The 13,768-nt window shown below is 52.1% G+C and carries 14 protein-coding genes; 12 read left to right on the top strand and 2 right to left on the bottom strand.

What is annotated here, in order from left to right; translation table 11 throughout:
• Window positions 1-13 precede the first annotated feature (13 nt).
• A complete protein-coding gene (locus V3U24_10085) occupies window positions 14-3,688 on the bottom strand; it encodes an Ig domain-containing protein (protein ID MEE9167790.1) in 3,675 nt (1,224 codons plus the stop codon).
• Window positions 3,688-5,364, bottom strand: a complete 1,677-nt coding sequence (locus V3U24_10080) for a putative Ig domain-containing protein (GenBank protein ID MEE9167789.1) — start codon at window positions 5,362-5,364, stop codon at window positions 3,688-3,690. The genes V3U24_10085 and V3U24_10080 overlap by 1 nt, the downstream gene beginning before the upstream one ends.
• Window positions 5,365-6,295: 931 nt before the next feature.
• On the opposite strand from V3U24_10080, the gene V3U24_10075 reads away from it, so the two are divergent.
• The 12 genes from V3U24_10075 to V3U24_10020 all read left to right on the top strand — a co-directional run bounded on the left by V3U24_10075 (window position 6,296) and on the right by V3U24_10020 (window position 13,696).
• Window positions 6,296-7,072, top strand: coding sequence for a ParA family protein (locus V3U24_10075; protein ID MEE9167788.1), 777 nt, complete (start codon window positions 6,296-6,298; stop codon window positions 7,070-7,072).
• A gap of 46 nt (window positions 7,073-7,118) precedes the next feature.
• The gene (locus tag V3U24_10070; GenBank protein MEE9167787.1) at window positions 7,119-7,391 is read left to right on the top strand and encodes a hypothetical protein; all 273 of its coding nucleotides are present in this window, start codon (window positions 7,119-7,121) and stop codon (window positions 7,389-7,391) included.
• Complete coding sequence (locus V3U24_10065; protein MEE9167786.1) at window positions 7,388-7,585, top strand: helix-turn-helix domain-containing protein; 198 nt, start codon at window positions 7,388-7,390, stop codon at window positions 7,583-7,585. Before V3U24_10070 ends, V3U24_10065 begins: the two co-directional genes overlap by 4 nt.
• A 112-nt stretch (window positions 7,586-7,697) precedes the next feature.
• Entirely contained in the window at window positions 7,698-7,973 is a 276-nt protein-coding gene (locus V3U24_10060) for a hypothetical protein (protein MEE9167785.1), read from the top strand.
• On the top strand, window positions 7,933-8,370 hold the full coding sequence (locus V3U24_10055; protein MEE9167784.1) for a hypothetical protein: 438 nt from the start codon (window positions 7,933-7,935) through the stop codon (window positions 8,368-8,370). The genes V3U24_10060 and V3U24_10055 overlap by 41 nt, the downstream gene beginning before the upstream one ends.
• Before the next feature lie 64 nt (window positions 8,371-8,434).
• Window positions 8,435-9,352 (top strand): hypothetical protein, encoded by a 918-nt coding sequence (locus tag V3U24_10050; GenBank protein MEE9167783.1) that lies wholly within the window; start codon window positions 8,435-8,437, stop codon window positions 9,350-9,352.
• Window positions 9,353-10,939, top strand: coding sequence for a S41 family peptidase (locus tag V3U24_10045; GenBank protein ID MEE9167782.1), 1,587 nt, complete (start codon window positions 9,353-9,355; stop codon window positions 10,937-10,939).
• 97 nt (window positions 10,940-11,036) lie between these two features.
• Window positions 11,037-11,705 carry a MotA/TolQ/ExbB proton channel family protein gene (locus tag V3U24_10040; GenBank protein ID MEE9167781.1) on the top strand — a complete coding sequence of 223 codons (669 nt, stop codon included), beginning with the start codon at window positions 11,037-11,039 and terminating at the stop codon, window positions 11,703-11,705.
• On the top strand, window positions 11,702-12,091 hold the full coding sequence (locus tag V3U24_10035; protein ID MEE9167780.1) for a biopolymer transporter ExbD: 390 nt from the start codon (window positions 11,702-11,704) through the stop codon (window positions 12,089-12,091). The genes V3U24_10040 and V3U24_10035 overlap by 4 nt, the downstream gene beginning before the upstream one ends.
• Window positions 12,091-12,501, top strand: coding sequence for a biopolymer transporter ExbD (locus V3U24_10030; protein ID MEE9167779.1), 411 nt, complete (start codon window positions 12,091-12,093; stop codon window positions 12,499-12,501). The genes V3U24_10035 and V3U24_10030 overlap by 1 nt, the downstream gene beginning before the upstream one ends.
• A 2-nt stretch (window positions 12,502-12,503) precedes the next feature.
• Window positions 12,504-13,151: an energy transducer TonB gene (locus V3U24_10025; protein ID MEE9167778.1), complete on the top strand. Its 648-nt coding sequence runs from the start codon at window positions 12,504-12,506 to the stop codon at window positions 13,149-13,151.
• A gap of 62 nt (window positions 13,152-13,213) precedes the next feature.
• On the top strand, window positions 13,214-13,696 hold the full coding sequence (locus V3U24_10020) for a nucleoside deaminase (protein MEE9167777.1): 483 nt from the start codon (window positions 13,214-13,216) through the stop codon (window positions 13,694-13,696).
• Window positions 13,697-13,768 lie beyond the last annotated feature (72 nt).

Genomic DNA, 13,768 nt, shown 5'->3' with positions numbered 1-13,768 from the left:
GCAGGGGAGTTATCTACCGGAGGGCTGACATACCCACGGTGAACATGGTACCCACGAAGGCCAGGAGAAGGGGCCAGCTTGTAGAAACGAATTGCTGGGCGCTCGGATCTTCGAAGACATGAATCTGGAATTCATGCGAGGTGGCGAGGCCACGTTCGTCGACGGCGGATAGGACAATATTGTTGACGCCTCTCTGATTCATCCGTGGCTTCCAGCGGAACATACCCGTTTGTTCGTCAAACTTTGCGTATTTTGGTGTCTTGATGGCCCTCAGTCTAACCTGATCGCCGTTCAAGTCTTCCGTAGCCATACGGTAGCGGTATTCAAAATTTGTAAGAGCGACCGGTTTTGGTTCTGAGATGACCTGAGGTGCGATATTGACGAAGAGGTTCGTCTCCTGCAGGTCCTCCTCGTACCCATCCGAGACACCCACGCCAAAGAGGCGACTGTTTATCTGGGAAGGCTTGGGCATCCAGGTGATCCGCCCATCCCGGCCAATCTGCATTCCCTTGGGTGCTTTCAATAATCTATAGGTGAGTTGCTTATCGGAATTCTTGTCTTCCACCACGACTTTGTACTTGTATAACTGATCGACGCGAGCTGTCCTGGGTGCCGTCGAAATGATGGTTGGGGGGTGGTTCACGTAAAGGTCGAATGACTGTTCATCGCGGGTGTAGCCGTCAGAGACCATAAATGTGACGGTATGGGTGTCGTACTGCTTCAGCGAGGGTGTCCACGATATGGCACCTGTGAGTTCATCCACAAACATTCCATCGGGAAAATCGAGCAGGGCATAGTGGACAAACGGGGCCCGCTCAACAAGAACCTTGGGCGGTTTTCCCTTATTTCCCTCGAAAAATTCCCAGAGGACATCCTTTATCTTCACCTTGCGCCCGCCTATGTCCCTGATTATCACGAGAAGACGCTCGTCCTCATAAAAGACACTCTGGACGTGTTTCCTGAGATTAACTCGAGAGACAGTTTCTTCACCATCAGGCCCTTTCTCTTGAATTTCCACCAGGATCGATTTTTTGTTCATGAACTCACCTACATACCGTTGAATATTTTCCCTGTACACATCGTCCTCAATCTGGACTGAGTATACCCGTGAGTTTTCCAGGTCGTAGACAGGGGTCACATGAGAGAATGTCATGAGCGATCCTCTGTTGAGGTCGGCTGCAATGATCTTGTAATTATACGGCTTTCCCACGGTGGCTAGAGTGGTGGGCTCAGAGGTAATGTGAATGGGAGAATTCACAAACAGTTCAAAAGAGAGTTCAATGTTTTCATGCCCATCCGTAATGTTGACGACGGCGGTGGAGAAGTCGAGATTTTCCTCCGCGGGCACCCACAGAATCCTGCCAGTGGAGGGATCCACCCTCATACCTGGAGGCAGGGAGACAGGTTCGTAGCGGAGAATGTCGAACTCATTCGGATCTTCCACAACGAGCTGGAAATTGAAAGTATCTTCTATGGCGATTTTTGTCATGGCCTCCGGGACAGACACGAGAACCGGAGAGTGATTTACATAGACGGAAACACGTTGAGTGTCAGCGGCAATTCCATGGTTGGCCGAGACGACGAAGCGCTGAGTGTCTATCTGAGTACTTTGAGGAGTCCATGTGATAAGACCGGTGTTGTCCACGCTCATGCCATAGGGAGCTTTGAGCAGGGCAAAGATGAGTTCTTCTCGCTTGTCCTCCGGAATCGTAACCTTCAGTTCATACGTGTACTTTTCGCCAGCGGCCGCTTCCTCTTCAGGGTAAGAAGTGATAACGACCTGACCCCTTGAGTAGAGCCTGAACGTCTGAACATCTCGATCGAAGCCGTCTGAAACGACGATCCGAACAGGATAGATGTCGATATGAGAAGCATCAGTTTGCCACGAGACAAACCCGTCTTCATCAACGCTCATGCCCTCCGGTGCTTTCTCGAGGGTATACCGCAGGTGGACATCCTCATTTTTATCGATGGCCACCACATTATAGGCAAAACGGCTGCCTGCCACAAACTCTGTCCCCTCAGGAAAGGAGGTTATTTTTGGGGGGTCATTGACATAAATCCAGAACCTTGATTCCAGGGAGGCAAGCTCTGGGACCACCTGATAGGTAACGACCGTATCCTCATCTGTCATTATGTCTATGGTTTCGCCCACCTTCATTCTAAGGTGATAAGAAAGCTCATAGGCACCGAGCTGCTGGTCATCAGGGACCCATTCGATGGAACGCGTATCATAGTGGAAATACATGCCCCTGGCTGGCGGCTCCAGCCACCGAAAGCTGAAGAACTCACGCTCCTCATCTTCCGGGATCGTGTAGGCAAACGTCTGATTGACGGGCAATACGTACGTGGGGAGAATGCCTGGAGGCAGAGGCTTTCCTTCCATGGGCCTGGCTCGAGGGAGCTCCTCTACAGCTTCTTCGACTCTGGCTTCCGGGATGTAGGTATCCACGAGTATTTCCTCTTCGGGATACTCAGGAACGGACCCCAGTTCAAAGTAGAAGATCTCACTCTCATCTCCCGTCCAGCCGCCGGCTATGACTGTGCCCAAGTAGATTCCGTCGACGATTTCAGGAACCGCACAGAAAATCTGGATCCCCGGCTCCTCCTCTCCGGCAGCGATGGAGAAAAACTCCTGTAGCGGGGCACCACCGTCGGGAGTGCCGTAGGCGAGGGTGACGACTCCCTGCTGGGGACTGACCAGAAGGAGATCAGGGAGACCGTCCTGATTAAAATCAGCCCGAGTCAGGTTAGAAAGAGGGCCGGCATCGATTCCCAGCTCACTCACTTCCACTCTTCCTTCAACGAAAGAAAGGGAGACCACGTGACCTGACCGGAAGGGGATCAGGAGGTCATCGCGTGAGTCACGATTCCAATCGAGCTTCACAAAAGAACGGAAATGAAGGTCCGACATGCCAGGCACGCGGCGGAGAAGTCCGGGGCCGGGTTTCAAAATTCCCCCCTGATTCAGGAACGACTGGATCCGTAGGACATTCCGCTCAGGACTGAGAGCAAAAAGGTCGTACTGTCCGTTCCGGTCGAAATCGAGAGACCCTACGTAAAGCCTGCCTCCACTTGAGGAGAAGCCTTCTGGAACGTAGGACCACCGTTCATGGAGCTGCCTCACGTTATCGATCGTAGACAGAGCGATTATGGAAAGAGTCGGCTCGGTCCCGAGAAGAGAGAGCACCAACTCATCTCTCCCATCGCCCTCAAGATCCAGAAGATCCAGGTTGTTAATAGCCTGGGGAGCGATGGTGTCGGCCAGGGAAAGGGTCAGAGTCGGCTCTTCTGGAAACTCTCCCTGGTCCCATTCAAAAAGATAGAGTGTTGCCAGATCAAGCTCTCCGTCTATTCCTCCTCGTGCATTGGCGGCCACAACGATTTCGGGCGTACCGCTACCATCCATATCGGCCATACGCACATGTACAATGGAGCCGTCAATGTCCCGGGGAGCATCGATATTCCAGAGGAGTTGTGGAAAGCCGAGTTCGTCGATTTCGTAGTATCCTATTCGTGTGACAACGCCCCCTGTCCCCTGGCCATCCTCAATAGTGAGGAATTCTACCAGGTCATCGTAGTCAAGATCGAAGATGCCATCTATATGGACAACTTTGAGGTTGGCGCCGCCCAGGGTAAGAACCAGGACAGACAGAAGAACAGCCAGTCTCGATACAGCGCGTTCCATTACGGCTCTATTTCACTGCGCACAAGAATGTAAAGCTCAACTGTATCCGTTTCAGTTATGGACAGGACCTGGACGCCCGTTCCTTCCACTTCTTCCACATTGACCCGCTCACCTGTCACTTCAAATTCGACTTCATAGGCAAGACGATGCACCCCCACCTGATTTTCAGAAGGGGTCCAGACAATCGTCCTCGTTGGCGGATCGAAGAAAGCACCGGAGGGAAGCGTTGAAGGTCTGAATGCGTGCAGCTGCCTCTTTTCATCGGGCTCCAGCGAGTGCGTATACGTTTCTCCTGCCATGACGGTGTCTGTTGCGGTAACATCTGCTGGAAGACCGGGAGTGGGGGCAAGAGCGGGGGCTTCCGCTCTCTTTTCTACTGTGGTGAGGTCCAATTTGCGAACCTTTCCTGGTGTGGCTGGAGCAACTTCCTCGGAGACTTCCCGTTCGATGACTGGGAGCTCAACGACAACGGCCTGACCGGTTGTGTCGAGAAGCTCGTCAGACAGTACTTCCGTGGAGACAGTATCCTCTACAGCGGTAAGCTCCAACCGCTTCACCTTTCTGGCAGGGGGGGCCGTGGGCGGAACCTCCACGGCTTCTTCGGGCGCAGTGGGGACCTCCAGTTGCTTTGCCTCCAATTCAAGTTTTCTCACGCGCATCCCGGTAATTCCTGATTCCGCGCGCTCAAGAAGGATTTCGTTTATGACGGTTTCTTCAACCCCGGTTTTGGGTAGGGCAAACAGGGAGGCGACCTCGACTTCCACGGGAACCAGTGCAAGCCGGTCCGAATAGGCCTTGATGGCAACAGCACTCCCGGTTTCAAACGGAAGAATGACTGTATGCGTACCATCTTGATCTATGTCAATCGTGTTGATGGCACTCTGCACCAGTCTCGAGAACCGAGGACTTACCTGGGCTATGTCCTCCTCGTACGAAGGGCCTCCCACAAGATCACCCCCCTCATTGGAAAATATCTGAACCTTAAGCGTGGACAGCTCCCTCATGATGGCCATAAGATCCCAGAATCCATCCCGGTCCTGATCGACAGTGGAAAGAGCTATCTGGCCGTAACCCGAAGAGACGGCAGGTGAACTGAGGGAACGGGCAATTTCAAAAAGCGGGGCATCGGCCATGACGTTCAGGGTCAGAAGAAGAATTTCACGGTTGGGACTACCCACGGCGAGGGCGATTTCGTCCCGGCTATCGTTGTCAGAATCGATGATGGTGAAACCAAAGGGTTTTTGACTGCCGGCTGAACGCTCGCCGCTCCATTCAATCCTTGGACCTTCGGAGAAAGAGTCTTCGTCCCACGGGAACCAGTGAAGCCACGAAGGACTGTCGCCACTCCCGAGAAGGGAACCCCCTGTTAGGACAATAATTTCGGGGGCCCCGTTTCCGTCCATGTCGCCGATCCGTGCATCGATCAGCGGGCGAGAACTGGTGAATCCCCATAAGAGCAGGTGAGATCCCTGCTCGTCTATTTCATAGTAGGCTGCAACCTCCGAATAAGGCACCCCAGGACCAGCTTTCTCAATACTTAAGAACTCGCTCAGGCCGTCCCCGTCAAAATCGTACGTTCCGTTAAGAGCTACTACCTGTTGTCCCGAAAGGGACCCGCAAAGAAACAACACGGACAGGAATGCCAGAATCCCTCGGAATCGTGCACAATACACCATTTCTTCACCCTACCTGTCTATTTGAGGTTTCAGAGACGCAATGGGAAGCCCAAGGCGTAACCCCTCCCCTTGTAGAGTTGGCCTAGCAATAGTAAGAACCCTTACCTCTCAACCTCTGTAAGCGAATATATTCGGCGGTTCGCTGAAAATCAAGACAATAATTAGGTCAGGATTGGCCGAAACAACCGAATTGGGCCTACTTATGCACAATTTATCCACATTCATCCTACAAGTGATCACCGGTGGTGGCTGACGGCTCCCCTCCCCCTTTCAAAAACTGGTTCACATATCCTGCCACACCTCCAAAACGGCAGCCTCGCAGAGCCACATTTCCCCAAACCTTCGATCGTCCAGCAGAGATTCGCGCAATGGGGTCATCACCAACAGGTCGGAAGATCATGCAACGAGAAGCAGGGCCGACCACCTGGATGAGGGTGTGATTTTTTTGTTGCGCAGGACTAGAATGACCGCTAGTTTATCGTCGGGTACGGTGGGCAGACCGCCGAGCTTGCATTCAGGCGAAGGACGACTTAAACGTGTTAAACGTCCTGTGGGGCCTGAGTGTGGAACGGAACGGGTCTGTGGGGACGGGTCACTTCTGGTAGAGTCAGGAGCGTGACGGAGGCCGGATAAATAGAGCCTGGCGGAAGGGTGAAAAAGAGCGAGGGTTTGACGGACGAAAATGACTGATAATTGATGCTCCTGCTCAGGTGTCAGGGTTAACGAATAATTTTGCTTATGTCTAATGGGGAATAAAGAGTCTTCGTAACGGACAACGGGGCTCGAAATAGGACAAAGGGACTTAGTGTGTCTTCCGATGGCATCGGGGTTCGACTGAAGATTGGGGAAGGCCTGGGCCGGAGACGGATCGTCGGCAAAGGAGCTGAGGGGACACTGTGGGACGTGAAGACAAATGGAAGGGTAGATTAGAGTGAGGAAAGTAAGTATCGTATCGACGAAGGGTGGGACAGGGAAGACAACTACGGTTCATAACTTGGCGGCGGCGATAAGTCGATTGAGACGGGTGGATGCGTCGATTCCGGTGCATGAGGCTCGACGGAACTCGGTGTTGATGATTGATCTGGATCCGCAGTCGAATCTTTCCTTTATCACCGAGACGTTCGGGGACGGGGCGTCGATATACGACGTGATGACAGGGTACGCATCATGGGAAGAGGCACGAGAGGGGATAGGAGAGAGAGTGGATATCATACCCGGTGACAGGAGACTGATGCGTTTCAACCGGAGCCGGAAATATCTTTTCCAGTTGCGTTCGAGCTTGCGTGATCTATCGGACTACGATTTTGTGTTGGTCGACTGTCCCCCGTCACTGGGTTACCTGACGCAGGCGGCTTTGGTGATGACAGGGGAATTTTTCCTCCCTTTGCAGACGGAGTATTTGGCCATGCGCAACGTTGTTGAACTCATGAAAGAGGTGAGGAAACTCCGGCAGCAGACGAGGAGGGTCAAGTTAAGCGGTATAATTCTTTCCCTGTACAATACAAGAAGAAGAATTTCTGTCGAGGGTCGAGGGATGATTGAGGAGCATTTCGGGAAGTTGGTCTTCAATACTGCCATCAGAAATACGGTGGCGATCACGGAGGCAGCAGCTCAGCACAAGGATGTTCTGGCCTATCGGTCGAAGAGTCCGGGTGCCCTCGACTTTCTGTCCCTCGCGCGAGAAGTATTGAAACAGACATGGAACTAGGGGCGCAGTGGAGCAGACAAATGGGTGAGAAAGGGTAGATTAAGAGATGAGCAAATTCAAAGACTTTTCCTTTGAACGGGAGGATAAGCCCCGGCGGAAGCCTGCAAAAGGGGGTAAGAAAAGGGAGCGAATGACCTACTGGCTCGATCCGCAGCTAATTGATAAAGTTCAGGCTTACGCTCACTGGACACCGGGTGCCACCATTTCCAGTACGGTGGAACAAGCCTTGAAGATATTCTTCCGAGGGAAGAGGGTAAAGGCTCTTCCACCAGAACTCCAGAAAAAGCGGGAGGAGGCAAGGGCGAGGAAAAGCGGATGAAAGAGATTCTTGGTACCATGTACTATTTTGTGGAGGAGATTGCCTCTGAGCTGGGTCTGAATGAAAAGACGATCCGGCGTTACCTGCAGAGGGGCAAATTGGAAGGAGTGAAATTGGGCAGGCGATGGCTTGTGTCAGAAAGAGCGCTCCTCGAATTTTTCGAGGGTCTCAGGACGGGGAGCGAAGGGAGGTAGGTTTTGGGGCCTCATGTTTGGGTTTCTGTGAACGAGATAGCGTCATGTGGGGTAAGTAAGTCGTTGTCTCCCGCAGAACGGTTGGAAAAGTCATAGGTGTGCCGGGATGCCAATGATCAGCGCAATAGTTGTGGGGAGCGTCGCTCTGAGCATGGTGCATGTTCTTATGCCAAACCAGTGGATGCCCATCGCGGTGATAGGAAAGTCCGAAGGGTGGGGGCGTTTCAGACTGGGACGGGTGGCGGCACTCGCCGGCCTGTCACACAGTTTGAGCACGATGATCATCGGAGTTGGCGTGGGTCTGCTGGGCATGAAGCTGGCATCCATCAGCGTGGAGGCCATGAGCCTTGCGGCGGCCAGTCTATTTTATGGGGGGAATCCGGGATAATCTCCGGAACCATTCGCATGGAGATATTCACCTGGGCAAAGCTGCCCGCCGTTCCAGCTTTGCGGCAACCACGGCAATATTGGTCAGCATGTTTTTCACACCGTGCATCGAAATCGAGACTTATTTTTTCAGGGCAAGTATGGCGGGGTGGAGTGGAATCGCCGTAGTTGGGCTCACCTATGTTACCGTAACGGTAGCAGGTATTTTATTCCTTGTTGATATTGTTCGCCGGGGACTGGAGTTCAGGGGCTTTGAGTTGTTTGAACGTTTTGAGAAGCAGATCATGGGAACGATTCTTATGATCATGGCATTAGCCAACCTATTTTCTTTTCGACAGGGCATGAAGGGAGGCCTGGGAGCCCGGAGAAGCTGTCTGGCGACGAAGATGACGGAATAATCTCTTGGTACTTAGGAAAGGCGAAGTTTAAATTGAAAATTAACGAATCCTACCGGAGGTAAGAATGGGCTCAATGAATAGAATGCTGATCCTCATAGTTACTATACACGTTTTTGCACCAGCGCAAGATGATCTCTATATGCCGGAATCGTTTTACGGTGGCGGTGTGGGGTTCAGCCGCATGTTTCTCTTTACCAAGGTTGGACAGCTGGAGGGGTTTGAGTTGCTGGGAAGCGTAGGAGACACGGCTGGTCTGGGCCTGGATACCGAAGAGTTCACTTCGCCCTTCGTGATCAATGGCGGGGAAGGCTTTTCAAATGTGACGGGCCGGTGGCGTCTTGGAGGCTATGCGGGTGTGGGCTCCTCGTTCATCAGCGAAAAACAGAGCATCATTCTTTTTCTCGACGCGGACAGTAGTGGGGATTACGAGGCGGGAGAAGAACGGCGGGAATATGATCCTGATCCTCAGACGGGAAATCTCGCTCCCGACATACAGGCGAAGATCATGATTCTCATGAGTGGGGCCACGGTGGAGTATGTGTTCCCCCTTTTGAGAGGACTTGAACTTTCCACTGGCGTGCTGATGGGAGTGGGGCGTTTGAGCTTGAATATTACTCAGAGTTCCGGGAGTCCTTCGTGGGAGGAACAGTTTTCGGGCGGTTACTACCTCGTCAATGACGTCAATGGTGACACTCTTGTGAATCAGGATGATTTTGACTATGTTGAAGCGAATGTTTTTCCCACGATTTCCACTACCAGGAGCATGACATCCCGGACGGCAACCTTCTTCAATGTGCAGCCGTATCTTGCGGTGAAGCTTCAGTTTCTGGACAGGATGGGAATAAGGTTAAGTGTGGGCTTCAATCTCGCGCAGGTAGGGCAGGGGACATGGAAGACAGACGACCGCAAACCCATCAGTGATTCCCCTGCGACGAACCTGAACAGCCTGGCTGTCCGCACCATGATCTACTTTGGATTATAGATGAAGCGAGTGAAAAAGAGCAACTATGTTGCCGTCATTCTGACGGCACTTCTGGTCACAGGATTGGTCGTAGGTCCCACCCTATACAGTCGGGCCGTCAATATTTACGAAAAGATTCGGGTGCTCAATGAAATCATCGCCATCGTTAATGAGAGCTACGTTGATCCAGTGGAGTGGGATGAAGTTCTGGATGGTGCATTTCAGGGCCTTCTGGGAAAGCTCGACCCTCATTCGGCCTATATACCACGGGAACGGGCAGTGGCTATAAACGAGCAATTTCACGGGAAGTTTGAGGGAATAGGGATTGAATTTGACATTCTCGGGGGCTACATAACCGTCATCTCCCCGATCGTGGGGTCGCCGTCCGATCAGGCGGGTCTTCAACCCGGGGATCAGATTGTTAGGATCAACGGTGAAGATGCATTTGGGATTATTCAGGAGGAGGTGTTCCACAAGCTTCGGGGTCCAAAGGGTACCAGCGTGAACATTACGATCCGAAGGCCAGGTATGGATAAAACGCTCGATGTGCTAATCATTCGGGACCAGATTCCTATCCGGAGTATCACATCGACATTCATGCTGGACGATGACACGGGATATATCCGCCTGAGCCGATTCTCCTCCACGACCGCACAGGAAGTGCGGGAGGCCATCGATGACCTCCTCTCATCGGGCATGTCCCAGCTGGTTTTTGATTTAAGGACGAACAGTGGTGGCTTTCTTCAGCAGGCGGTGGAGGTGGCAGACTATTTTATCACCACGAATGATACGTTAGTGTACACGGACGGGAGAACGGCTGATGCAAGGGAGGTCTATCTTGCCAATCCGGACGTGGGTTCCACACGTTTTGCTCTTATCGTATTAATCAATCGCTGGTCCGCCAGTGCCAGCGAAATCGTTGCCGGTGCCGTCCAGGACCTGGATCGCGGTCTTATTGTGGGCGAAACCAGTTTCGGCAAAGGTCTGGTCCAGCGTCAATGGATGTTGAGGGATGACTCGGCTCTTCGCGTCACCATTGCCCGTTATTACACCCCCAGCGGTCGCCTCATACAGCGGCCTTACGAGAATGGAACGCACGCGTATTACCAGGAATTGGCAGACATGGAGAGAGAAAACATTCTCGATTCTCTGAAAGAAACGAGGCCCCGGTACACCACGAAATCAGGGCGGGAGGTGTACGGGGGGGGAGGAATAACTCCTGACGCATACATTCCATCAGAACAGTTCTCCGAAGCGACCGATCGTATCGTAAGACATCCTGGCCGTTTTACATTTAATTGGGGGATGGATTATGCCGCCTCACACAGGGGCACATGGGATTCACCAGAAGAGTTCAGAGGAGAATTCAAGGTTCCAGACGAACTATTATCGGATTTCGAAAGGTACGTTCGGGAAAACGGTGTCGACTTTGATGAGCAGACGCTTCACGGAGACACCGACTATTTAAGGACGGTGCTTAAGGCAGAGATCAGCGGTGCCTTTTGGGGAAGGCAGGCATACTATGAGATACTTGTAGCCGGCGATTCGCAAGTAAGCGAGGCGGTTGGATACTTTGACCGGGCGAAAGAGTTTCTCGCTCAACAATAATTTTGTAAACTCTGCTACAGGATGTTCCTTAGAGGCTCGTTGACATTTAGGAGACGATTAGTTATTTTCGGCCGCTAATTAGGAAGGAGAATCATCGATGGTCCAATATTTCTTAGATGGCGGAAGCTTCATGTACCCCATTCTGGGTCTTCTCATTTTCGGCCTGGGATTCGGACTCGAAAGACTCTACACCCTGTTCCGGGCTTCGGTAAACACGCGAAAGTTCATGCAGAAGGTCCGAACGGCCCTTCACGAAGAGGGATACGAGGCGGCGGTGGACGTGTGCAGTAAGACCCGGGGTCCCGTGGCGGAAATTCTTCACGCAGGGTTGTCCCGGATCCACAGGGGAATCGAGGCCGTGGAAAAGGGGATAGAAAATGCCGGCGCCATTGAGATGGCCTTTCTTGAGAAAAATATGGTCTGGTTGAGTACGGTTGTGACGTTGGCGCCCATGCTTGGGTTTACGGGAACCGTGGCCGGTATGATCCGAGCGTTCGATGATATTAAGCAGGCCAATGACATTTCGCCTTCGGTTGTGGCTGGCGGTATCTCCATAGCACTTCTTACCACCCTGTTCGGATTAATTGTGGCGGTCATTATTCAAATCTTTCAAAACTTTCTGATTTCCCGTGTGGATAAGCTGATCATTGACATGGAAGAGAATTCGGTTCTCCTCATCGATGAATTGGTTGAGATGGAACAGGAGGGAAGGGTCGGGCAGAAAACAGGGGCAAGAAAAAGTAAACCGGCCCAACCGACGCAATGAAAAAACGGGTGACACCAGGGGAAATCCCAACAGCCTCCATGGCTGACATTGCCTTTCTGCTTCTTATTTTCTTTCTGGTTACCACGACGATTGATATGGACAAGGGATTGGGACTCGTGCTCCCGCCGAAAGGCGAACAGAAGGAGGTGCCCAAAAAGAACATCTCCAATCTGCTCATCAATGCCCGAGGCGATGTTCTACTGGACGGGGAACCCATCCAAACACAGAACATTAAAAGAATTGTGAAGGAAAAGATCGCGGCCAACGATAAGCTGATTATTTCCTTGAAGACACATGCGAGGACGAAATATCAATCATACGTTGACGTTCTTGACCAGCTGAAACAGGCCAACGCGACTCGTATCTCTATTGCAGAGCCTGAGTGATGAAATTTGAGGCAACAACCAAGGTGTCGGCCACTATTCCAACGGCCTCCATGCCCGATATTATCTTTATGCTTCTTATTTTCTTCATGGTTACCACGGTTTTGAGAACGTATGAAGGACTCAATGTGTTTCTGCCTCAGGCGAGAAAGATCGAGCGGCTGGAGACAAAACGTCATGTTGCCCATGTTTTTGTATCCAAGGACGGCCTGGTTTCCATTGATGATAAGATAATTCCCATGAACAATGTGAGGCATGTCATGTATGAGAAGCGGGTAGCCGACCCCCAATTGATCGTCTCTCTTAAGGCCGATCGAAATGCTCATATGGACCTCATCAGTGAGATCCACACGGAACTGCGGGAGGCAGATGCGTTGAAAGTAAATTACTCCTCTAAACCGACTCCCATATAGTCATGATTCTTCGAAAAGACCCAAGGGTTTCTCTCAAGCTCCGTTATCCCGTTACGGTGCGGGCCATGATTTTCGTGAGCATTATCCTTCTCATCGCTCTTTTGGTGGCCTTTCCCAAGTTTGAAGCCAGCCAGTTCATCGAGAAGGAAATCCGGATTGATATTGAGCAGTTCGATATTCCCCAAACCCAGCAGTTCGAATTGCCGCCTCCTCCATCACGGCCGGCCATTCCGGTGGAATCGGAAAGTGAAGACCTGGCCGACGATGTGACCATTGATGAGACGGAACTGGATGATTTTGTGGAATGGGACTCTCCTCCGCCTCCGCCCGATGAAGGTCCGCGAGTCCGATTTATCGCATATGATGACCCTCCCATACCCATCGGAGGCTACGGGGCTATTCAGAAGAACATCATCTACCCGGAGATAGCCCAGGAAGCGGGAATCGAAGGGACCGTGGTCATCCAAGCGTTTGTGGATAAGAAAGGAAAAGTGACAGACACCGTAACCCTGAAGGGGATTCCCAACACCGGACTGAATGAGGCCGCCATGAACGCCATCAAGAAAACCAGATTCAGGCCCGCCAAACAGAGAGACAGGCCGGTGGGTGTCTGGATCTCTATACCGGTAAACTTCAGACTCAAGGGCTGATCCCTCCACCGTAACTCCAGACGCCACCCGCGACTGGGGATTCTTCAAAAAAAGGAGCAAGCATGGCTGTGTCTAAACGGGAGGACGAGCTGTTCATGCGCCTGGCCGTAGAGAAGGCCCGGGAAGGCATCAAGAAGAAACAATCCCCTTTTGGTGTATGCATAATCAGGAATGCCCAGGTGATAACCTGTCTCCACAATGTGGTATGGCAGAGGACGGACATTACGGCTCATGCTGAGATTGGGGGAATCCGCGAGGCCTGCCACGTTCTCAACACGGTGGATCTTTCGGGATGCGTCCTCTACTCCACCACGGAACCGTGTCCCATGTGTTTCGGAGCCATCCACTGGGCGAGAATCAGCCGACTCGTATACGGAGCCAGCATTTCAGATGGCCTCCAGGCCGGGTTCAACGAATTGACCATTTCCAACGTGGAAATGAAACGCTTGGGGGGAAGTCCCGTGGAAGTGGCAGGGGGCTGCCTCAAGGAGGAGTGTGTAACCCTTTTCAATGAGTGGCTCCGCCTGGGGGGAAATCCCTACTGATAACCCTCCTGACCCTCCTGTTGATCCAATCCATATCAATCTGAGCTTCTTCTATATCGTTTTGATATAACA

This window comes from Candidatus Neomarinimicrobiota bacterium (assembly GCA_036476315.1).
Classification (GTDB): domain Bacteria; phylum Fidelibacterota; class Marinisomatia; order Marinisomatales; family S15-B10; genus JAZGBI01.
The sequence above is the reverse complement of the archived record's forward strand: the minus strand, read 5'-3'. Positions and strand labels throughout refer to the sequence as shown.